This window comes from Neorhizobium sp. 05N33, assembly GCF_056397445.1.
Window position 1 is genome coordinate 883,468 of record NZ_JBFTNK010000001.1, and the last position, 21,566, is coordinate 905,033.

Sequence of the window (21,566 nt, forward strand, 5' to 3'; positions counted from 1 at the left end):
GCGCTCAGCGGTCGAACAGGTCCTGCCACTGTTTTTCGCCGACCAGACAGTCGCTGGAAGGTTGGCTACTGGCGGCCTTCTGCACGATTGCGGGCGGCATGAGCCCGCTGATTTCCAGGACCAGCTTGCGGCGCACCGCGACGGCAAAATCCTCGATCTTGTGAACCGGCAGCACGAAGGAGCCGGGTCCGCCGATGACGCAGTCGCCGTAATATTTGTCGAGCCCGCCGGGTGCGCCCGAGGGCCGCAGCATGATCGCCAGTCCGTTGATGATGATGCCGGCTTCCATGGCCTTGTTGCGGGCCGGGACGACGGGATTGCCGGAATTGTTCGGCCCGTCGCCGGAAATGTCGATCACTTGTCGAGCACCGCGATAGGAATTGGCGACGATCATCGTTGCCCCTTGGGCGATCGCAGCAGAGATCGAGGTGCGGCGCTGGGTAACGATCGGCCGGGCCTCGAGCTTGGCGGCGAAATTGATCGCGTCCTGCTCGTTTTCGATGATCGTCCAGTCGATGACCGATTCCGGTACGACGTCGCCGGCCCATTCGAAATAGCTCACGGCGATGCGGCCGTTCAGTCCGGTCTTTACCGCCTCGATGAATTCCTTGTGCTTGAGCGCCTCGACATAACCCTCGCGCTGGACGCTGACTTCCTCGTAATCCATGGAGCGGGACGTATCGACCGCGAGAACCAGCTCCACATCGACTTCGCCTCCCTTTTGCTGCGCGATCATCGGAGCGGTTGCAGCGGCGGAAAGGCTGATGAGCATCGCGAGTGTTGTAAGCATTGGCAATCCAATCACTGCGTTATCGATTGGTTAAAACTGTAACACAGCGCCGATGCAGGGCGACTCCGCTCCGCGTGCCTCCCTTCAACTTTCGGTGATAAGCCTTTATTCCGCAGCCACTCCACGTAATCTGCCATGGCGGCCGCGGCTGCATCGACGGCGCCGGGAGTGCGCTTATCAACGGGTATCTGGGCGGGATCATGCGATGACGAGGTTAAACGGCAAATGTTTTTGCGGCGCAGTCGCCTACGAGGTGGAGGACGCCTTCGTTTATGCGGCCAATTGCCATTGTTCGGATTGCCGCCGCACCACCGGCTCTGCCTTCAAGCCCTTCGCCGGCATCGAACGGCAGAAGTTTGCGGTGGTAAAGGGCGAAGATGGTTTGCTGATCTTCGGAGATGCCGACACTCATGACGCCCATTGCAAGACCTGCGGTTCGCTTCTCTATTCGCGGGTGCGGGAGGCGGCCTGGGTGCATGTGGCGATGGGCACGCTGGTCGATGCCCCGACAATCCGGCCGTCGCACCATATCTTCGTCGGCTCGAAAGCGCCCTGGTACGAGATCACCGACGACCTGCCGCAATATCAGGGCCATAAGGGATAGTTATTCCAGGCCGGCCAGCGCCTTCAGCTTCTCGCCTTCGAGCCGGTAGAAGATCCGGTCTTCCTTCCGGTCGCCGCCAAGTTCGTCATAGAATTTCAAAAGCCGCTCATTGGCCCGAGCCGCCGTCCAGTCGATGCGGCCGAAACCGCGCTCGACTGCCAGCCCTGCCAGCCGCTTCATCAGCGCGGTACCGATATCGCGGCCGCGCTCGGACCCGGCGACATAAAGCTCCTTGAGGAAAAACCCGGGCTGCAGGCCGGGTCCGGGATAGATGGCGGCGAAGGCCGCAGCGGCGATGATGCGGTCAGTCCCGGCAACCAGGAATTCGGTCTGCGGAGGACGGTTGAGAATCCCCGTCAGGATGGCCTGGCGCGGCGGGCAGAAGACACCGTAATAGGCCTGCATCTCCTCAAAGAGGCAGGCCAGCTCGTCCGCGTCGGCGGGTTGGAAAAGCGAATATTCATAAACTGGACCCGTTGAAACCGAGCCACTATTCCGGTGGCGCGGACCCGTGTCAACTTGAGGCGCGGCCTATTTCCGGCAGGCGCTGTTGACTTCGCGACGGGCATATCGACAGAGTGGCACTGAAGAAGGAACCGCCATGTCCAGGTCAGAAAAATTCATCGTGCTGCCGTTCAAGAAAGTGCGGGGCAACGTGACGCCTGGCGAGATGCGCGTGGCCTCGAATGCCGCTTCGGCCGAGAAGATTGCCCGCGCCATGGCCGACCGTTTTGTCGGCGTCGCGGCCTATTCGGTTCAGGTCGATATGGAAAGCGGCGACATGTCCGATCCGCGCATCCTCTGGCAGACAGGCGAAATCGCCGATATCGCCGCTTAGAGGCTTTAGCCCTCATCCTCGTCGATACACGCTCGATCCCGCTATTTGCGGAGGATCACCCACAACGCATGCACGATGCCGGGCAGCCAGCCGCAGAGGGTGAGCAGGATGTTCAGCCAGAAATGCAGGCCGAGGCCCACCTGGAGGAACACGCCGAGCGGCGGCAGGATGAAGGCGAGCAGAATGCGAATGATATCCAACGGGCGTTCTCCGGGTTGATGGGTTCGGCCGGTAACGCGCCGGATGGGATATGGTTTCAGGAGACGCTCATCTCAGCAGCGTCTTTGCGATGATCTCCAGCTGAATCTCGTTGCTGCCGCCGAAAATGCTCTGGGAGCGGGAATTGAAATAGACGGCGGAGGCGACCTTGCGCTCTTCGTCGATCTCGCTTTCCTCCGGCAACTCATGCAGCGGCCGGTGTTCTTCAAAGCGCAGCGCATCGGGGCCGAGGATCGAGGCAGCCAGTTCGGCGATCGACTGGCGGATGCGGCTGCGCTCGATCTTCATCGTCGAAGACGGCACCGACCCCGGATTGCCGCCTGCCTGGACCTTGGACATGGCCGAAAGCTCCAGCATGTCGTTGGCATCGACATCCGTGGCAATCTCGGCGAAGCGCGCCATGAACAGCGGATCGTCGATCATCGTTCGCCCGTCCGGCAGTGGCTCGGAAGCGAGCCGGTGCAGGCGCGTCAGCATGGCCCGCAAGACTCCGCCGGCAAAGGCGCCGCCCCGCTCGAATTCGAGCAGGTATTTTGCGATGTCCCAGCCCTCGCCTTCCTCGCCGATGCGGTCGGAGACCGGCACTTTCACGTCGTCGAAGAAGACCTGGTTGAATTCATGCGTGCCGCAGATCGAGCGGATCGGCCGGATGGTGACGCCCGGCGATTTCAGGTCGATCAGGATGAAGGTGATGCCTTCCTGTTTCTTGCCCGTGTCGGCGGTGCGTACCAGCGCGAACATCCGCGTGGCGTGATGCGCCAGCGTCGACCAGATCTTCGAACCGTTCACGACATAGTGGTCGCCGTCGAGCACCGCCCTGGTCTTCAGCGATGCGAGGTCGGAGCCGGAGTCCGGCTCGGAATAACCCTGCGCCCAGACATCCTCGCCGTTCAGGATGCGCGGCAGGTAGAAGCTTTTCTGCGCCTCGTTGCCGTAGCGCATGATCACCGGGGCGATCATCTTGATCGAGGCGCCGCGGAAATGCGGCTCGCCGGCGCGTTCACATTCCTGATCGAAGATGTAACGCTCGGCGAGCGTCCAGCCGGTGCCGCCATATTGTTTCGGCCAGGACGGGGCGACCCAGCCCCTGTCGTTGAGCTTCGCCTGCCATTTGAGACCGATGGCGGGGTCGGCGAGGAAGCTGGGATTCAGCCGCTCGGCGCGCTTGAGTTCCTCGTCCAGATGGGCGTCGAGGAATGTCCGAACCTCGTTGCGGAATCGAACCTCTTCTTCCGTCATCAACAGATCCATGGACATCTCCTCAGACGGGTTCGCGCAGCAGGCTGCCGGAGAGCATGGAGGGATCGCGGATGATCTCGCCATAGCGATTCAGGTGGTCCGCAGTGGTGCCGAACGTGTTTTCGATCGCGTAGAGCCGGCGGAACCAGGCGCCGATCGGCATCTCTTCCGAAAAGCCCATGGCGCCATGCAGCTGGATCGCCTCCTGCGCAACGGAGCGGGAGACCTTGCCGATCTTCGCACGGGCGCCGGAAACGCCGCGGATGCGCATCGGGCGCGGCGCGTCGACGGAAAGCGTGGCGAGCAATGCCGAACCGCGGGCCTCCTGGCATTTCACCGCCATCTCGGCCATCCGGTGCTGCAGGGCCTGGAAGGCGGCGAGCGGCTTGCCGAACTGCACGCGTTCCCTGGTATAGGCAACGGTCGCGTCCAGCAGCGCATCCATGATGCCGACCGCTTCCGAGGCAAGCGCCGCATTGACGCGGTCATGGGCCGCTTCGATTTCGCAGAGCGTATCTGCCGCGGCATCGAGCAGCGCCGAAGCGGGCACGGAGACGTTGTCGAGGACAAGATCGCTGGCGCGGCTGCCATCGACGAGTTTCACTAGGGTCGAGGTCAGGCCGACAGCATCCGCAGGCACGACGAACAATTTTACTGTTCCATCGAGCTTGGCCGAGACCAGAAAGATACCTGCGAAGGAGCCGCCGGGAACCAGCGGCTTTTCGCCGGAGATGAGATAGTTCTCGCCCCTGCGGGTTGCGGTGGCGGCGATATTGCCGAGGTCAAAACCGCTTTGCCGCTCGGCATGGGCGAGCGCCGGACGCGACGTACCAGCGATCAGGCCGCCGAGAATCTCGGCTTTTTGCTCTTCGGAGCCAAGTTTTTCGACCAGCCCGCCGGCGAGAATGATGGATGTAAGATAGGGCTCCACCACCAGCGCGCGGCCAATCGCTTCCATGATCAGCGAGATTTCCACCGCGCCGCCGCCAAGCCCGCCGTTCTCTTCGGCAAACGGCAGCGCCAGCCAGCCGAGATCGGCCATCTCGGACCAGAAGCCGGCATCGAAGCCGGTCCCCGACGCGATGATCTTGTTGCGCTTCTCGAAGTCGTAGCGATCCTTCAGGAACCGCTCGGCGCTTTCCTTCAACAGAAGCTGCTCGTCCGAATAGTTCAGGTCCATGACTGGGTCTCGCGATTAGATGAAGTGACGCGGCGCGGCAAACTCCCGAATCTCCCCCCTTGAGGGGGAGATGTCACCGGAGGTGACAGAGGGGGGTGGCGCCGTGAACTCAACTGCAGAAGAGCGTGCCGCGGCACCCCCCTCTGCCCTGCCGGGCATCTCCCCCTCAAGGGGGGAGATCGCCTTGCCGCATCGCCCCATGCCTCTATCAGCTTCATGCGCTCTGAAGCACAGACTCCCTCACTCCTCGCGCGTATACGCCCCATGCCCCGGGCGATAGGTCTTCGTATCGAGAAACTGCGAAAGCCCCTTTTCGCGGCCCTTTTCAGGATCGACGAACGTCGTCTGGTCGGCCTTGGCGGTCAGGTATTCGGCCGACTCCTCCCAAGTCATCTCGCGCACATACTTGTAGGCCATGCGGGCCTGGCGGAGCACGGTCGGGTTCTTTTCCAGGAGCACGCGGGCGATCTCGACGGTGCGTTCGCGAAGCTTGTCGGCCGGCACCGCCTCGTTCACCAGGCCGAGCTGTTCGGCCATCTTACCGCCGAATTTTTCGCCGGTCATGACGTAATACATCGCCTTGCGGTCGTTCATCAGGGTCGAGATCGCCTTGGAGACAACGCCGCCGGGGATGACGCCCCAGTTGATTTCCGAAAGGCCGAACACCGCATCTTCGGAGGCGATCGCCAGGTCGCAGCAGATCAGCGGCGTAAATGCGCCGCCAAAACACCAGCCGTTGACCATGGCGATGGTCGGCTTGGCGTAGTGCATCAGCAGGCGCCATTGCCATGCGCGGGTGGAGCGGTAGGCGCGCATGCGCTTGACGTCCGAGACACCGTCGGTGGCGCGGAAGAAGTCCTTGAGGTCCATGCCGGCTGAGAAGGCGTCGCCCTCGCCGGTGAGGATGATCACGCCGGCGCGGTCGTCGATTTCAAGCGCGTCGAGTACCCGGATCATGTCTTCGGCAAGGCCGACGCTCATGGCGTTGCGTTTGTCCGGGCGGTTCAGTTTCACCCAGGCAATGCCGTCCTCGAATTCAACCTTGACGTTCTCTCCGCCCAGATCGCTTGCTTCAATGGTCATCATGTTCTCCTAAAAGGTCCGGGACCTTATGACAGGCTGGTCATTTTGGTGACGAGATAGGCGTCCATGCCCTCGGTGCCGCCTTCGGAGCCGTAACCGCTCTGCTTGACGCCGCCGAACGGCGTTTCGGCCATCGAGATGAAGTTGTTGTTGATGCCGACCATGCCGGCCTCAAGCGCGTCGCTGACCATCGCCGCGGTCTGGCTGGACCGGGTGAAGGCATAGGAGGCAAGGCCGTAGGGCAGCCGGTTGGCCTGTTCGATCACCTCGTCGAAGGAGGTGAAGCGAGCAGTGACGGCGACCGGACCGAAGGGCTCGTCATTCATGATGATCGCGTCCTGCGGCACGTCGGAAAGAACCGTCGGCTGGAAGAAATAGCCGCGATTGCTGCCGCGCTCGCCGCCGGCCTTCACCGTGGCGCCACGCTGCACGGCATCGGCGACCATGCGCTCCATCGCCGGCACACGGCGGCTGTTGGCGAGCGGTCCCATCTGGCTCGACGGGTCGAGACCGTCGCCGACTTTCAAGGCCGAAGCCGCCTTGGCAAAGCCGTCGACGAACTTGTCGTGGACGCTGTCATGCACATAGAACCGGGTCGGCGAAATGCAGACCTGGCCCGCATTGCGGTATTTCGCGTGCACCATGACGCGGATCGCGTGGTCGATATCGGCATCCTCGAAGATCAGCACGGGGGCGTGGCCGCCGAGCTCCATCGTGGCGCGCTTGACGCCGGCTTTCGCGGCGAGGACCGCAAGATGCTGGCCGACGGCAGTCGAGCCGGTGAAGGTGATCTTGCGGATGCCGTCTGCGGCGATCAGGTGTTCGGAAACGTCCGCCGGCTTGCCGTGCACGACGTTCAGCACGCCGTTCGGCAGGCCCGCATCCTGCAGCGCACGGGCGATCTCGAGCACGGTCGCCGGCGTCTCTTCTGAGGGTTTGATGACCATGGTGCAGCCGGTCGCAAGCGCGGCCGAGATCTTGCGGGCCGGGATGACACCGGGGAAATTCCAGGGCGTGAAGCCGGCGACAGGGCCGACGGGTTCCCTGGTGACCATCCACTTAACGCCGGGCACGCGGGCCGGCACGATGCGGCCATAGGAACGGCGGCCCTCGTCGGCGGTCCAGTCGAGAATGTCGGCCGAGATATGGACTTCCGGGATCGCTTCGGCGAGCGGCTTGCCCTGGTCGAGAACCATGCGCCGGCCGATTTCGTTCGCCCGTTCGCGCAGGATATCGGCTGCCTTGCGGATGATCTTGGCGCGGTCGAAGGCAGTCGTTGCCTTCCATGCCTTGAATTCACGGGTGGCCGCTGCCACGGCTCGCTCAAGATCCGCCGCGGTTGCATGCGGCAGGGCGCCGATCGGCTCGCCAGTTGCCGGATTGATGACGTCTTCCGTCACCCGGCCTTCCGCGCCGAGCCACTCGCCATCCACAAACAGCTTCAACTCACCATAGGATTGGGTCTGCATCACGGTTTCCTCCCTCGTGACTGCCAAAATAAAATAGCGGCGTCGCACCCCCTCACCCGGCCTCCGCTCCGCTCGGCCACCCTCTCCCCGTGGGGAGAGGAGGATCTGAGACATTGCGGCAATTCACCTTCTCCCGAAGGGGAGAAGGTGCCGGCAGGCGGATGAGGGGCTACACCCCAAAATCTCAGCGAGGGCTTACGCCCTCACTGCACCACGAATAGCGCGTCGAGAGCCAAAGCCCCGTCCCCCTCGGCATAGACAACGAGCGGGTTGATATCGACTTCGACGATCTGAGGCTCCGCGCGCATCAGCGCGCCGAGCTTGACGACCACGTCGGCAATCGCCTCGACGTCGCGCGCCGGCTGGCCGCGGAAGGCTCCGAGCAGCTTCGATGCCTTCAGCTTGCGGATTTCGGCGATCGCCCGCTCGCGGCTGATATCGGCCGGCAGCAGGCGGGCATCGGCGAGAGCCTCGATCCAGACGCCGCCGAGGCCGACGAGCACGACCGGACCCCATTGCGGATCGCGCTTGGCGCCGACCACCATTTCGAGGCCTTGGCGCGCCATGCCCTCGATCAGCACGCCGTCGAGCTTGAGGCCCGGCTTGTGCCTGGCAATGCTGGCATACATCTTTTCATGCGCCGCCCGCAGCGCCGGCTCGTCGGCGATATTGACGATGACGCCGCCGACATCGCTCTTGTGGGCGAGTTCGGCCGCCTGCGCCTTCATGACGACCGGGTAACCGACATCGGCTGCGATCGTCGCGGCTTCGTCGGCGGATTTCGCCAAAGCGCCCTTCGGGATGTGGATGCCGAGATCGGTAAGTATACGCTTACCTTCATACTCGACCACGAGGCCGGACGGCGGCAGTTTGGCGATCCGTTCGCCTTCCGGGGCGCGGTCCTGGGTGGCGGCGAGCGCAGCCGCATAATTCATCACCACTGCCATGGCGCGCATGGCGCGTTCCGGCGAGCGGAAGAACGGGATACCGCTGTTGCGCACCGCCTTCATGAAGGTCGGATCGAGCGGATAGTCGTCGCCGACGATGTTGAGGATGACCGGCTTTGTCGCGGTTGCGGCGACCGGGATGATGGCGTCCGACTTCTTGATCTGCATCGGCGGCGAGCCGCCCGCATGCGACAGGAAGACGATGCCCACATTCGGATCCTTCAGCATGGATGCCGTGGACGTTCCGAAAATGCCGGGATTGGAGAAGCCCGTCGTGCCGATGTCGAACGGGTTGTCGACATGGACGTAAGGTGGCACTTGCGTTGCAAGCTCGGCGTGCACCTCGTCCGACAGCGTCGCGATCGGCAGGCCGACGCGTTCGCAAAAGTCGAAGCAGAGGCCGCGGATGGCGCCGGAATTGGTGACGATGCCCGCCTCGCCCGGCGGCGGTGACGGATAACGCGCCAGGATGGCGGTGACGTCGAACAGCTCGTCGGTGGTCTCGACTAGCGCAACGGCCTCGTTGCGCACGGCCGTCTGCATCAGCGCATGGTCGCCGGCAAGCGCACCGGTATGCGATTGCGCCGCCTGTTTGCCGCGCTCGCTGGAGCCCGGATGCAGCATGACGATCGGCTTGCCGAGTTCGCGGGCGCGCCGCGCCACAGTGAGGAACTTTTGCGGGTTCTTGACCTGTTCGACATAGACCGCGACGGCGGCGTTGTCCTTGTCCTCGATCAGCCAGCCGACCAGGTCCTCGGCGGCGATCACCGCCTCGTTGCCGGTGGCGATGACGTAGGAGACCGCGATTTCGCGCGAATGCATGGCGAAGCGGATATTGGCCGCCGTCGCACCGCTCTGGGCGACGATGGCGACGCGCGAGCGCTCGCCGACGCCGCGCAGGTCGACCGGCTCGAAAGTCAGCGGAATGCCGTCGACATAGTTGGTATAGCCCATGCAGTTGGGTCCGAGCATCGCGATGCCCGCCTTGCGGCAGATCTCGGCAAGCTCGTCCTGCTGTCGGCGGCCTTCCTCGCCGGCTTCGGCGAAACCGGAAGAGTAGACGATGACGCCTGCCACATCCCGCTCGACGCAGGCAAGAACCGAGTCCTTGATCGCCACCTGGGGCACGATGAGGATTACCACGTCGACGCCCTTTGGCAGGTCGCCGATGGTCTTCACGCAGGGGCGGCCGTTGATCTCGTCGCGCGAACGGCTGACGAGATGCAGGTCGCCGGCATATTTGAAGAGTTCGAGATTGGCGAGCACGCCGCCGCCGATCGAGGCGGGATCCGGCGACGCGCCCACGATCGCGATCGATCGTGGGCGCAGCAGACGGTCAAGATCGAACGGCTTGGCCGGATCGAGCGTCTTGGGAGCTGTGGTCATCGTATCAGCCATGGGAACCACTTCTTAGTCGCGACGGTAGGCACCGAGGCCCGGGCGGAAGGATTTCTCGTCCAGGAACTGACTCATGCCGGTATTGCGGCCGTTTTCCGGGTCGCGGAGTTCCGTCTGGTCGGACTTCGCCATCAGGTATTCGCCGGCCTGTTCCCAGGTGAGGTCGCGGGTGAAACGGCAAGCGGTCTTGGCCTGGCGCAGCACGAAGGGGTTCTTGCCGATCAGCGTCATGGCGAGCTTGCGGGTCTCGGCCTTCAGCTCGTCCGGCGAAACGGCCTTGTTGACCAGCTTCATGTCGGCAGCCTGCTGGCCGGTGAAGGTTTCCCCGGTCATGATGTAATACATCGCGTCGCGGAAGCTCATCGTCTCCAGCACCGACTTGGTGACGATGCCGGCCGGGATGATGCCCCAGTTGATTTCAGAAAGGCCGAAGATGGCGTCTTCCGAGGCGATGGCCAGGTCGCAGCCGACCAGGAACTGGAAGGCGCCGCCGAAACACCAGCCGTTGACCATCGAGATGGTCGGCTTCGGGAAATACATCATCCGGCGCCACTGCCATGCGGCGTTTGCCCGGAACAGGCGTTCGCGCTGGATCGGCGGCACCTTGTCGGTGGCGCGGAAATATTCTTTCAGGTCCATGCCGGCCGAGAAGGATTCGCCGGCGCCGGTGACGACCATCACCTTGCAGCGGTCGTCTTCTTCCAGCGCATCCATGATCGCGTTCATTTCCCAGACGATGCCCGGGTTGATGGCGTTGCGCTGCTTCGGACGGTTGAGCGTCACCCAGGCGATGCCCTCGTCGAAATCCACGGTAACATATTCGCCCCACTTGCCATTGTTCTGGCCGGCGGCGGCAGATTCGGTCTGGTTTTCCATAGCAAATTCTCCCTACTGGGGAAATGGATATCAGGGACCCGAATATGCGTCAAGCGGCTTTCAATCTCGGGACTGGCGAAAAGAAAGCCGTTTGACGTCGTGCTGAACCGATGCTTAACCGCGGCCGAGAAATGGCATTTCGACCGGCAGGATGATGCTTTCGTAAAGGTTTACGTCATCCGGCAGCGTCGCCATCAGCACGACGATCCGTGCCACATCCAGAGGCATCATCGTTGCGGGGCGGACCTTGTCGGTGATGCCGGGAACCAGCGAGCTGACCGTCGAGCCCGGATGCACCATCGAGACCGCAATGCCGTGCTCGCGGCCGTCGACGGCAAGCGAACGGGTGAGGCCTTCAAGCGCGAACTTGCTCGCCGTATAGGCGGCGGTATGGCCGCGCGGAACCTTGGAGGACAGGCTGCCCATGTTGATGATCCGGCCGCGCTTCTGTTCCTGCATGATGACGAAGGCGGCGCGGCTGCAATAGAAGACAGAGTGCAGATTTGCCCCGATCACCTCGTGCCAGCGCTCGTTGGTGAGCTTTTCGACCGGCGTATGGTCGGCGATGCCGGCATTGTTGATCAGGATGTCGAGCCGGCCGTATTTTTCCTTCACCGTGACGAACAGCTTTTCGACCTGCGCGTCATCGGTGACGTCGGTCGGCACGACGAACGCGCGGCCGCCTTCGGCCTCGATCTCGGCCGCCAGTTTTTCAAGCTTGTCGGCGCTGCGGGCGGCAAGCACGGTGACGGCGCCCTCAGCGGCAATCGCCTTGGCGATGCCCCAGCCGATGCCCGAGCTGGCGCCGGTGACGATGGCAATACGGTCCTTGATCGAAATCATCTGAAACTTCTCCCCTGATCAATACGCTTAAGCGCGCGAAATACCTTCATAAAGCGCTTCGAGCCCGCGCCGGTCGCTGACCCCGAGCTTGCGGTAGGCACGCTGACGGTAGGTGACGATACTCGAAAGCGCGAGCCCGACCTTTTCGGAAATTTCCCGATGTGTGCGGCCGAGCAGCAGGCCGGCGGAAACCTCCGCTTCACGGCCCGAAAGTGCAAACCCCGCCTGCAGCAGCCGCCCGGCGATCTCCTGCTGTGGCGGATGCAGCGGCGCCGTCGGCGGCCTGCCCTGGAGCCGCACATGCTTGACGACCATGGCCATCAGCAGCGGCGCGGAGGCTTCCAGCCGTTCGACCGCGGCGAGCGGGAACGGGCCGCTTTCGCGGGTGCGATAGAGGCTGGCGAAGATCCGCGGTTCCTCCGAGTGATAGATGGTCAGCCGTTCCAGCACATGGGCGCGTTCGTAACAGTCGCGGCGGTATTCGGGGTCGCGGATGCCGTTCCAGGCTTGGCGCACCACCTGCACCTTGGCAAGTCCGGGACCTCCGTTCAGCATCTGGCGGGTCACCCGGTCGCGCTGCCAGTAGCGGCGGGCATAGTCGAGCGAGGCGCGCTCGGCAAAACCCGGGATGGTCGAGTGATAACCGCAGGCAAAGAGATAGGTGAGCGATCCGTCTTCCTCGGCCTGGAAGGCGGAACAGAAATCGGTGCCGGCGATGCCGCGCAGGGTTTCCAGCAATTTTTCGGGGAAGCCGGGCTCGCCGACCTCATCCATGAGGGCAGCCATGCCGGTCACGTTGTCTCCATCAAGCGCAGGCATTGACGCCTCCAGGGTTGAGAATAAATCCGTCGTGGGCATGTCCACCTGCAAGGTGGACATGGGAGGGTCGGCAAAGGCCTACCATCACGGCCAATGCAACAAGCCTGGATATGGAGGAACCACCATGGTTGACGCACCAAAGCTTCGCAAACTCTATCACTTTTCCTACCCCTGCCGCGATGGCGAGGAGACCCGCAAGTTCTACGAGGACCTGCTTGGCCTGCCGCTGGTCAACTGCATGACCGCCGACAAGGTGCCGTCGACGGGCGAAGAAAAGCCCTACGCGCATTTCTTCTTCGAAATGGGCGACGGCTCCTACATGGCCTTCTTCGACCTCGGCGAAAACGTCATGCCGCTTCCCTCGCCGAACACGCCGGACTGGGTCCAGCACTTCGCGATGGAAGTCGATTCCGTCGAGGAGGTCCTGAAATTCAAGAAGCGGTTGCAGGATGCCGGCGTGAAGACGACCGACGTCATCGACCATGAGTTCATCAACTCGATCTACTTCTTCGACCCGAACGGCCTGCGCCTGGAAATCACCGCCCGCACGGAAGAGCCCGGCTATCTGGAACAGGCCGCTTCCGAAGCCCATGACGCGATGAAGGCATGGGTGAAGAAGAAGGCCGGGATGATCGCGGCGAAGTCGGCTGCGGCTTGAGGCCTTCACCCGTTTGATGACGGGACCGCTGATGGGACGCGAAGTCGCGCGGCTGGCCGATCTCCCCCCTTGAGGGGGAGATGCCCGGCAGGGCAGAGGGGGGTGTCGCCCAGGCACTTCAGCAACGTTTTCGCCTGCGGCACTGTCGCTACCCCCCTCTGTCACCTTCGGTGACATCTCCCCCTCAAGGGGGGAGATCAGAGGGAGCATGCGGTACCGCTCGTCATCCTTATCGGCGATTGCCTCGTTCCTCGAAGCGGACGAAACACGCACACCACCGTTCCAGCCTGGGCGGTGGTGCTTCTCATTAAAGCGCACGGTCAAACCTCCCGATGATGATCCGGAGCCCGCTCCCGACAAGCTCCGGCTTGTCTTTCAAGACAACAACCCCTGCCGCCTGCTCCAGTCGATCACCCGGTCGATACAGGCTTTGAGAAGCTCCGGCTGGCCGAGGTAATAGTGGGTCGCATGGGGGATCGTCATGTATTCCTTGTTTTCGGTCGCGAGCGCCGCCCGGATCGTCGGATTGTGCGTCGCCGGAACCGCCTCGTCGGCATTGTTCTCGATCTGCAGCACCGGCGAGCGCTTGATCAGCGCCGCGTTCATCGGCCCCTTGGCATTCGACAGATCGTAGCTCCACTGGGAAAGCCAGGAGCGCAGCGTCGTGAAGCGGGCAAGCCCGACGGGGCCGACATTGACCGTGCGCGGATCGCCCATATAGCTCCTGCCGATCGGCCGGTCGTTCGGATCGATCGTTCCGTCGAACCAGCGCACGTCGCACATGGTGCGGTGAACGACGAAGGCACGTTCCTGTTCGAACGAACCGCGGCGCTTCAGTTCCGCCAGCATGTCGAGCGCCCAATGGGTGATCTTGCGGTTGCGGGCGACCTGGGCGGCCCGGAACCGCTGGATGAATTCCGCTGAATAGGGCGTCTGGTGCGGGCAGTCCGGCGAATAGATGTCGAATTCCGGGTCGCGCAGATCCGGGTCGAGTTCGTCGAGAACCGACGGGTCGAGCCATTCGGTCAACGTTTCGGCACGCGACAGGTGGGCGGCGATGAAGATCACGCCGTCGGCTGGCTTCAGGCCCGCTTCGACGAGGTTCACCTCGTCGCCGGCCGGCGTGTGGGTGATCGTCGGGTTCTCGGCCTGTGCCTGGTAGAATAGCGATAGCGAACCGCCGCCCGACCAGCCGACCAGCACCACCTTCTCGTAGCCAAGCTCACCGCGGGCATAATCGAGCCACTTGCCGAGGTCGATCGCCACCTTTTCCATGATCAGAGCGGTATCGTTCTTCGGATAACGGCTTGCGGCGCAGAGCACGTGCAGGCCGGCGTCCGCCAGCGCCGTCGGCATCGGCAGGAGCTGCAGCGTCGAGGTGGGATGCATGAAGACATAGACGGTGTTCGACGGCGCACCGGCGCCGCGCAGAAGCTGGCCTTCGAGGTTGACCCTGCCGGAATTGCCGGCAAAGCCGTAGGTCTCGGTATATTTTGCGGTCTCCGGAAAGGAGACGATCAGCGGGATCCGCTGCCATTCCGCCTTGGTGGTCATGGTGTCCTACCCATTATGCTTCGCCCGGTCGGCCGGCAGGACCGGCGAACGGGTTTTCGAGATTGAGCTGCGAATGTGCCCCTAGGCAACCGCCTCCGGCGACCTGGTTCCCGCCACGACCGGCACCGAGGTGGCGTCGTAGGTGAACAGCCATTCGTAGCGCTGCTTGACCTTGTCCTCCTGCCATTCGGCGTTGACGTAGTCTTCGGCGAGTTTCGGATCCTTCAGCGCGGCATTGTGGAAACGGCTGAGATTACCTTCGGCGCCGCGGACGATCTTGCCGGTGCGCTCGACGCGGGCCGCCTCGTACCCGGCGAAGGCCGCTTCGTAATTGCCATTGTTCTCGGCAAGCGCGCGGGCCAGCACGAAACCGTCCTCGATCGCCATCACCGCGCCTTGCGCGAGGAAGGGCAATGTTGGATGGCACGCGTCTCCGAGCAGCGTCACGCGGCCGCGGGTCCAGTCGTCCATCGGCGGCCGCAGCATCAGGGCCCATTTATAGGGCACGTCGATTGCCTTGATCATCGTGTGGATGTCTTCGTGCCAGCCTTCATAGTCGGCAAGGCACTCTTCCACGGTGCCCGCGACCGACCAGGATTCAACCTGCCAGTCGGCGCGCTCGACGACCGAGACGTAATTCATCAGCTTGCCGCCGCGCAGCAGGTACTGGATGACGTGGCCGCCGGGGCCGATCCAGTTGATGCCGACCGGGCGCAGCATGCGTTCCGGCAGGCGCTCGACCGGAATGACGCCGCGCCAGGCGACGATGCCGGTGAATTTCGGGTCGTCGCGGCCAAACAGCGTCTCGCGGATCTTCGAATGCACGCCATCGGCGCCGACCACGATGTCGGAGGTGGCGGTGGTGCCGTCGGCGAAGGTGATCGTCGCGCCCTTGTCGTCCTGGGTGATCCCGACGCATTTCTTGGAGAGCTTGATCGCATCCGGCTTGATGCGGCGCACGCCCGCGGCCAGCGTCTGGTGCAGGTCGTTGCGATGGATGGTGATGTAAGGGAAGCCGTAACGCTCGATCGACAGCGGGCCGAGGTCGAACAGTTTCCAGGTCTGCCCGGTGTTCCAGAGTCGAATCTCCTTGCCCTCCGCCTGAGCGGCGATCGACATGATGTCGTCCTCGAGCCCGAGCGAAAACAGAACCCGCGTGCCATTGGCGCTGATCTGAACGCCGGCGCCGACTTCTTTCAGCTCGACCGCCTGTTCGTACACATCCACGTCAAATCCTTGGCGGAGCAGCGACAATGCCGCTGTCAGACCACCAATTCCGCCTCCCACAACAGAAATCTTCATTTTGTATCCTTTGAAATGCTGGCGACCAATCTCTCCGGTGCGCCCGCGCCTGTCAACTATTTTTGATAAAGTATAATTGACTTTGTTAAAAACCAATTTCATATCTGCGACGCTGAAGCATGCGGGCAGGTCCTTGGAGGAAGATGCTCACATCTCAGAGTTTCAATACCCGGTTCAAAAACAGGAAAGAATGTCACCAATTACACCTGCGATATCTGGTTTCCTGATATTATTGCGATAAGATCGAAAACGCCGGATAGCTGTGGTATCTGGTGGACAGAGGACAGCGGAATTCGATTGACTGACAAGAGGATTACTCTTGTATATAGTCAAATCTAGTTGCCTATAGACGAATTCAAGGTGGCGAGGTCGAGGCGCGGTCCGAGGAGCATGCATAATGACGGTTTGGCTGACGCCCAAGGGTGGCCAGATCGCTTCAACAGTCAGGTTTTCAGGGAGGAAACCATGGTAATCAAAAGTCCGCAGGATTTCGGCGCGGGCATCTTGTTCATCCTTTTCGGCGCGATCGGCCTCTTTGTCGGCTCGGACCTCACCTTCGGTTCCGCCCGCAACATGGGTCCTGGTTATTTCCCGATGATCATCTGCGGCCTGATCGCCCTGATCGGCGTGATCGTCACGGTAAAGTCGCTGGCGATCGAAGGCCCGGCCATCGAACGCATCCAGTTCCGTCCGATCATCTTCATCCTGCTGGCGATTGCCGCCTTCGGCCTGCTGATCGCCCAGATCGGCGCGGTAATTTCCTCGATCCTGCTGATCATGTTCGCTGCCTATGCGCGGCGCGGCGTCAATCTCGTCGAGACCGTGATCTTCGCGGTCACGACCGCGGCATTGGTCGTCATCATCTTCGTCTATGGCCTTGGGCAGCCGATGCCCGTCTGGTGGGGCAGGTAAGCAATGGAAATTTTTGAACACCTCGCAACCGGCTTCATGGCGGCGGGTTCGCTGGAAAATCTGATGTTCTGTCTGATCGGCACCGTTCTCGGCACGCTGATCGGCGTTCTCCCTGGCATCGGACCCATCCCCGCGCTCGCCATCCTCCTGCCGATCACCTTCGGCCTCGATCCGCTGTCGTCGCTGATCATGCTCGCCGGCATCTACTATGGTGCGCAGTACGGCGGCTCGACCACCTCGATCCTGGTCAACATGCCCGGCGAGGCGTCTTCCGTGGTGACCTGTATCGAAGGCCACCAGATGGCCCGCAAGGGCCGCGCCGGCGCAGCACTGGCGATTGCCGCTCTTGGCTCGTTCTTCGCCGGTACCATCGGTACGGTCTTCATCGCCGCCTTCGGTCCGCCGCTCGCTTCGATCGCCCAGCAGTTCAACTCGCCGGACTATTTCGCGCTGATGCTGCTCGGCCTCGTCATGGCGATCGTGCTCGCCCACGGCTCCGTCCTCAAGGCGGTCGCCATGGTCCTGATGGGGCTGCTGCTCGGCCTCGTCGGCACCGATATCAACACGGGTCTCACCCGCTACACGTTCAGCCTGTCGGGTCTCTGGGAGGGTATCGACTTCCTGCCGCTGGTTCTCGGTCTCTTCGGTATCGTGGAAATCATCCGCAACCTTGAAAACCCGCCGCCGCCGCGCGAGACGATCAGCACCCGCATGCGCGATCTGTGGCCCAACAAGCAGGAATTCCGGGACTCCATTCCGGCGGCCCTGCGCGGCACGGGCCTCGGCTCGATCCTCGGCATCCTGCCGGGCGGTGGCGCGGTTCTCGCCTCCTTTGCCAGCTACACGCTGGAAAAGAAGATCTCCAAGAACCCCCGCAAGTTCGGTCACGGCGCCGTGGAAGGCGTCGCAGGTCCGGAATCGGCCAACAATGCCGCCGCCCAGACATCGTTCATCCCGCTCCTGACGCTCGGCATTCCGTCGAACCCGATCATGGCGATCATGATGGGAGCGATGATCATCCAGGGCATTCAGCCGGGCGCTGCCGTCATGACCACCCGTCCCGACCTCTTCTGGGGCATGGTCGCCTCGATGTGGATCGGCAACCTGATGCTCGTGGTCATCAACCTGCCGATGATCGGCATCTGGGTGAAGCTGCTGTCGGTTCCCTACCGGCTGCTCTACCCGGCGATCCTGCTGTTTTGCGCCATCGGCGTGTACTCGACCAGCACCGAGCCGTTCATGATGGTTCTGATGATCGTCTTCACGGTGTTTGGTTACGTCCTTCACAAGCTCGGCTGCGAGCCGGCACCGATGGTGCTCGGTTTCATTCTCGGTCCGCTGATGGAGGAGAACCTCAGGCGTTCTCTGGTCATTTCGCGCGGCAACCCGTCGATCTTCATCGATCGACCGATTTCCGCGACGCTTCTGGTCGCGACGGTTCTGATGATCGGCCTGATCGTCTTGCCGCAGTTCCGAAAGACACGCGAGGAGGCGTTTCAGGAGGAATAACACACATTCCGCAGCAGTTTTGGAGGAGGAGCCAATGACTGAACGACATCTGAAACTGACAAGACGCACACTGCTTGCGGCGGCCACGATGGCCGCCGTTCTGCCGGGTGTCTCGTTTGCACAATCCACCTATCCCAGCGCCACGATCACCTTCGTATGCGCCTTTCCGGCCGGCAGCGGCGCCGACGTTCTGGTCCGCTTCTTTTCCGAGAAGGTGGCGGCGGTCTCCAAGCAAACGGTGATCGTCGAGAACAAGCCCGGCGCCAACGGCAATATCGCCGCCGAATATGTCAGCCGCGCCAAACCCGACGGCTACACGGTCTACGTCCATTCCGGCACGTCGACGGCGGCCAACATGTCGCTGTTCAAGAAACCGTCGATCGACGTCACCCAGGCGTTGCGCGGCGTCCAGTTCATCAACAAGCAACCCTTCATGATCGCCGTCGCGGCCGACAGCCCGATCAAGGATATGAAGCAGCTTACCGAGCATCTGAAGGCCAAGGGCGGCGATGCCACCTACGGCTCGACGGCAACCTCGGGCAAGGTCCTCGCCGAAGTCTACCTGCAGCTCGCAGGGGTCTCGGCAACCGAAGTCGCCTACAAGACCGGCCCGGATTCCCTGAACGACATCACCAGCGGTCAGCTCGATTTCGCAGCGCTCGACCCGGTCTTCGCGCTCAGCCAGCAGCGCGAGGGGCGCTTGAGGCTGCTTGCGGTCGGTTCGCCGCAGCGCATGAAGTCGACGCCCGAGATTCCAGCCATCAAGGAATACGGCCTCAATGTCGACCAGCTTGGATGGTGGGGTGTATTCGTGCCGGCCAAGACCCCGGACGATATCGTCATGAAGCTGAATTCGCTGTTCCAGGAAGTGCTCGACAAGCCGGAAACGGAAGCCTTCCTGAACAAGTTCGGCGGAGACGTCTACAAAGGTACGCCGAAGGAGGTCGACGAGCTTCTTGTGAAGACCGTCGAGGAGTGGCGTGGCTATGTGGCGCTCGCGAAGATTCCGCAAAACTGAGGCTTGTACAACAGGCTTCACGGGAACCTTTTATGGGAATGACTGGGGCGTTCAAGGGAGGAACTTGTGCCGATGACCACTGAAATCTCACGCAGAAACCTGATGATGGCGACCACCGCCGTCGCGGCGCTTGCACCCTTTGGCGCATTCGCCCAGGGCGCTTATCCGAGCGGCCAGATCACATTCGTCTGCGCCTTCCCGGCCGGCTCCGGCGCGGACGTTCTGGTCCGTTTCTTTGCCGAAAAGTTCGCCAAGGTCTCCAGTCAGATGGTGATCGTGGAAAACAAGCCGGGAGCCGCCGGCAACATCGCCGCCATGTACACCGCCCGCGCCAAACCGGACGGATATACGATCTACGTCCATTCCGGCACCTCGACGGCGGCCAACATGTCGCTGTTCAAGGCGCCGCCGGTCGATGTCGTCAAGGAACTGCAGACGACGTCCTTCATCAACAAGCAGGCCTTCATGTTCGTCGTGGCTTACGACAGCCCGATCAAGGACATGAAGGCGCTGACGGAATCCCTGAAAAAGAAGGGCAACAACGCCAGCTACGCGACGGCTGCGACCTCCGGCAAGGTGCTTGGCGAAATCTACAAACAGAAAGCCGGCGTCGACCCGGTCGAGATCAGTTTCAAGGACGCCAAGGACTCACTCAACGACATGCTGAGCGGCTCCATCGACTACGGCGTCCACGATCCCGTCTTCGCCCTGTCGCAGGCCAACGAAAAGCGTATCCGGATACTTGCGACCGGTTCGCCGATCCGGCTGAAGTCGCTGCCCGACATCCCGACCGCCAAGGAACAAGGCTACGATATCGACCAGCTCGGCTGGTGGGGTTCGTTTGTTCCGAAAGCCACGCCGAAGCCGGTGGTCGACAAGATCAACGCGCTGTTCAACGAAATCCTGGCCCAGCCCGATACCGTTGCGTTCCTCGCGAAATTCGGCGGGGATGTCTATGTCGGCACCCCGGAAGAGGGCCAGGCACTGCTCGCCAAGACGGTCGAGGAGTGGAAGGCTTATGTCGCCCTTGCCAAGATTCCGCAGAATTAATCAACCGATTTGAAAGACCCTGTCGCCATAGTGCGGCAGGCCCTTTCGCAGGGACCCTTACGAACCGCCATAGGAGATGAAAAGTGACAAAATGGCTTAAGAAGATCGCGCAAGCCACCGCCGCCATGGCGATGCTGGCGGTCGCACAGATTGCAAACGTTACGCCCGCTCAGGCCGCTTACCCGGACCAGACGGTCACCTTCGTCTGCGCCTTCCCGGCAGGTTCCGGCGCCGACGTTCTCGTCCGCTATTTTGCGGACAAGGTGTCCAAGATCGCGGGCGCCACGATCATCGTCGAAAACAAGCCGGGCGCACTCAGCAACATCGCTGCTGAATACACCTCGCGTTCCAAGCCGGATGGCTACACGATCTTCGTTCACTCCGGCAACTCGATTGCCGGCAACATGTGGATCATGAAGAAGCCGCCGATCGACGTCGGCAAGGACCTGATGACGATCGCCACGATCAACAAGCAGGCCTTCATGATCGCCGTCGCCAAGGACGCGCCCTACAAGGACATGAAGGAACTGACCGCCGCCATGAAGGCAAAGGGCGACGGCGGCTCCTATGCCGTCAACGCCACGTCCGGCAAGGTCATGGCCGAAGTCTACAAGCAGAAGGCCGGACTCGAGACCGTTTCGGTCCAGTACAAGACCGCTGCCGACTCGCTTAACGACATCACCAGCGGCGCAATGGACTTCGGTTCCTACGACCCGGTCTTCGCCCTCTCCCAGCAGCGCGAAGGCCGTTTTCGTCTTCTCGGCGTCGCCTCGCCGGAACGCATGAAAGGCGCTCCCAGCATCCCGACCCTGAAGGAACAGGGCTTTGACGTCGACCAGCTCGGCTGGTGGGGTGCCATGGTTGCCAAGGGCACGCCGGAAGACATCGTCACCAAGATCAATGGCTGGTTCAACACCGTTCTGCAGCAGCCGGAAACCCAGAAGTTCCTGGCCGACCAGGGCGGCGATCCCTACATCTCCACCCCCGCCGAAGCCCAGGCTCTGATGATCAAGACGATCGCGGAGTGGAAGGACTACGTGGCGATCGCCCAGATCCCACAGCAGTAAGCCTTGCTGAAACAGATAAAAAAGCCGGCGGAAACGCCGGCTTCAGACTGCTGACAAACCCCTGGCGTGGTCCGGGGGTTTGTGATTCATTGGGACATGTTGAAGAAACCTGCCCCTTGCCAGACGGCTCTTGAGATGGTGACGCTCGAGGGTCTGGTGCCGAAGGATCACCTGCTTCGCAAGATTGATGC

General features: G+C 62.2%; 21 protein-coding genes. 8 read left to right on the forward strand and 13 right to left on the reverse strand.

Going from position 1 to position 21,566, the window contains the following annotated elements:
* Window positions 1-4 precede the first annotated feature (4 nt).
* Window positions 5-790 carry a DUF1194 domain-containing protein gene (locus tag AC1DLT_RS04140; RefSeq protein ID WP_477485964.1) on the reverse strand — a complete coding sequence of 262 codons (786 nt, stop codon included), beginning with the start codon at window positions 788-790 and terminating at the stop codon, window positions 5-7.
* A 205-nt stretch (window positions 791-995) separates the two neighbouring features.
* On the opposite strand from AC1DLT_RS04140, the gene AC1DLT_RS04145 reads away from it, so the two are divergent.
* Window positions 996-1,394 (forward strand): GFA family protein, encoded by a 399-nt coding sequence (locus AC1DLT_RS04145; protein WP_477485965.1) that lies wholly within the window; start codon window positions 996-998, stop codon window positions 1,392-1,394.
* On the opposite strand, the gene AC1DLT_RS04150 is transcribed toward AC1DLT_RS04145, so the two are convergent.
* On the reverse strand, window positions 1,395-1,799 hold the full coding sequence (locus tag AC1DLT_RS04150; RefSeq protein WP_477485966.1) for a GNAT family N-acetyltransferase: 405 nt from the start codon (window positions 1,797-1,799) through the stop codon (window positions 1,395-1,397).
* A gap of 196 nt (window positions 1,800-1,995) precedes the next feature.
* Here AC1DLT_RS04150 and AC1DLT_RS04155 point away from each other — a divergent pair, with 196 nt between their 5' ends.
* Window positions 1,996-2,232, forward strand: coding sequence for a hypothetical protein (locus AC1DLT_RS04155; protein WP_040123933.1), 237 nt, complete (start codon window positions 1,996-1,998; stop codon window positions 2,230-2,232).
* A 41-nt stretch (window positions 2,233-2,273) separates the two neighbouring features.
* On the opposite strand, the gene AC1DLT_RS04160 is transcribed toward AC1DLT_RS04155, so the two are convergent.
* From AC1DLT_RS04160 to AC1DLT_RS04200, 9 genes are all read right to left on the reverse strand, one after another.
* The gene (locus AC1DLT_RS04160; protein WP_007771448.1) at window positions 2,274-2,432 is read right to left on the reverse strand and encodes a YqaE/Pmp3 family membrane protein; all 159 of its coding nucleotides are present in this window, start codon (window positions 2,430-2,432) and stop codon (window positions 2,274-2,276) included.
* 67 nt (window positions 2,433-2,499) lie between these two features.
* Window positions 2,500-3,702 (reverse strand): acyl-CoA dehydrogenase family protein, encoded by a 1,203-nt coding sequence (locus AC1DLT_RS04165; RefSeq protein ID WP_477485967.1) that lies wholly within the window; start codon window positions 3,700-3,702, stop codon window positions 2,500-2,502.
* A gap of 10 nt (window positions 3,703-3,712) precedes the next feature.
* Window positions 3,713-4,870, reverse strand: a complete 1,158-nt coding sequence (locus tag AC1DLT_RS04170; RefSeq protein WP_477485968.1) for an acyl-CoA dehydrogenase family protein — start codon at window positions 4,868-4,870, stop codon at window positions 3,713-3,715.
* Between the two features lie 240 nt (window positions 4,871-5,110).
* A complete protein-coding gene (locus tag AC1DLT_RS04175; RefSeq protein WP_247138470.1) occupies window positions 5,111-5,953 on the reverse strand; it encodes a p-hydroxycinnamoyl CoA hydratase/lyase in 843 nt (280 codons plus the stop codon).
* A gap of 26 nt (window positions 5,954-5,979) precedes the next feature.
* Window positions 5,980-7,422 (reverse strand): NAD-dependent succinate-semialdehyde dehydrogenase, encoded by a 1,443-nt coding sequence (locus tag AC1DLT_RS04180; RefSeq protein ID WP_477485969.1) that lies wholly within the window; start codon window positions 7,420-7,422, stop codon window positions 5,980-5,982.
* A 203-nt stretch (window positions 7,423-7,625) separates the two neighbouring features.
* Window positions 7,626-9,767: an acetate--CoA ligase family protein gene (locus tag AC1DLT_RS04185; RefSeq protein WP_477485970.1), complete on the reverse strand. Its 2,142-nt coding sequence runs from the start codon at window positions 9,765-9,767 to the stop codon at window positions 7,626-7,628.
* A 12-nt stretch (window positions 9,768-9,779) separates the two neighbouring features.
* Entirely contained in the window at window positions 9,780-10,643 is an 864-nt protein-coding gene (locus AC1DLT_RS04190) for a p-hydroxycinnamoyl CoA hydratase/lyase (RefSeq protein WP_046599283.1), read from the reverse strand.
* A 114-nt stretch (window positions 10,644-10,757) separates the two neighbouring features.
* A complete protein-coding gene (locus tag AC1DLT_RS04195; RefSeq protein ID WP_477485971.1) occupies window positions 10,758-11,486 on the reverse strand; it encodes an SDR family oxidoreductase in 729 nt (242 codons plus the stop codon).
* Window positions 11,487-11,513: 27 nt separating this feature from the next.
* The gene (locus AC1DLT_RS04200) at window positions 11,514-12,305 is read right to left on the reverse strand and encodes a helix-turn-helix transcriptional regulator (protein ID WP_477485972.1); all 792 of its coding nucleotides are present in this window, start codon (window positions 12,303-12,305) and stop codon (window positions 11,514-11,516) included.
* 124 nt (window positions 12,306-12,429) lie between these two features.
* Between AC1DLT_RS04200 and AC1DLT_RS04205 the strand changes: the two genes are divergently transcribed.
* Window positions 12,430-12,963: a VOC family protein gene (locus AC1DLT_RS04205; protein WP_040123941.1), complete on the forward strand. Its 534-nt coding sequence runs from the start codon at window positions 12,430-12,432 to the stop codon at window positions 12,961-12,963.
* 375 nt (window positions 12,964-13,338) lie between these two features.
* On the opposite strand, the gene AC1DLT_RS04210 is transcribed toward AC1DLT_RS04205, so the two are convergent.
* Window positions 13,339-14,517, reverse strand: a complete 1,179-nt coding sequence (locus tag AC1DLT_RS04210; RefSeq protein WP_477485973.1) for an alpha/beta hydrolase family protein — start codon at window positions 14,515-14,517, stop codon at window positions 13,339-13,341.
* An 81-nt stretch (window positions 14,518-14,598) separates the two neighbouring features.
* The gene (locus AC1DLT_RS04215) at window positions 14,599-15,819 is read right to left on the reverse strand and encodes an FAD-dependent monooxygenase (RefSeq protein WP_477485974.1); all 1,221 of its coding nucleotides are present in this window, start codon (window positions 15,817-15,819) and stop codon (window positions 14,599-14,601) included.
* Between the two features lie 465 nt (window positions 15,820-16,284).
* Between AC1DLT_RS04215 and AC1DLT_RS04220 the strand changes: the two genes are divergently transcribed.
* The 5 genes from AC1DLT_RS04220 (at window position 16,285) to AC1DLT_RS04240 (ending at window position 21,375) form a co-directional block, all read left to right on the forward strand.
* Window positions 16,285-16,731: a tripartite tricarboxylate transporter TctB family protein gene (locus AC1DLT_RS04220; RefSeq protein ID WP_051900268.1), complete on the forward strand. Its 447-nt coding sequence runs from the start codon at window positions 16,285-16,287 to the stop codon at window positions 16,729-16,731.
* A gap of 3 nt (window positions 16,732-16,734) precedes the next feature.
* Window positions 16,735-18,240: a tripartite tricarboxylate transporter permease gene (locus AC1DLT_RS04225; RefSeq protein WP_477485975.1), complete on the forward strand. Its 1,506-nt coding sequence runs from the start codon at window positions 16,735-16,737 to the stop codon at window positions 18,238-18,240.
* Between the two features lie 34 nt (window positions 18,241-18,274).
* The gene (locus AC1DLT_RS04230) at window positions 18,275-19,258 is read left to right on the forward strand and encodes a Bug family tripartite tricarboxylate transporter substrate binding protein (RefSeq protein WP_040123947.1); all 984 of its coding nucleotides are present in this window, start codon (window positions 18,275-18,277) and stop codon (window positions 19,256-19,258) included.
* 72 nt (window positions 19,259-19,330) lie between these two features.
* Window positions 19,331-20,308, forward strand: a complete 978-nt coding sequence (locus AC1DLT_RS04235; protein WP_477485976.1) for a Bug family tripartite tricarboxylate transporter substrate binding protein — start codon at window positions 19,331-19,333, stop codon at window positions 20,306-20,308.
* Window positions 20,309-20,391: 83 nt separating this feature from the next.
* Window positions 20,392-21,375: a Bug family tripartite tricarboxylate transporter substrate binding protein gene (locus AC1DLT_RS04240; RefSeq protein ID WP_247038288.1), complete on the forward strand. Its 984-nt coding sequence runs from the start codon at window positions 20,392-20,394 to the stop codon at window positions 21,373-21,375.
* Window positions 21,376-21,566: the final 191 nt, after the last annotated feature.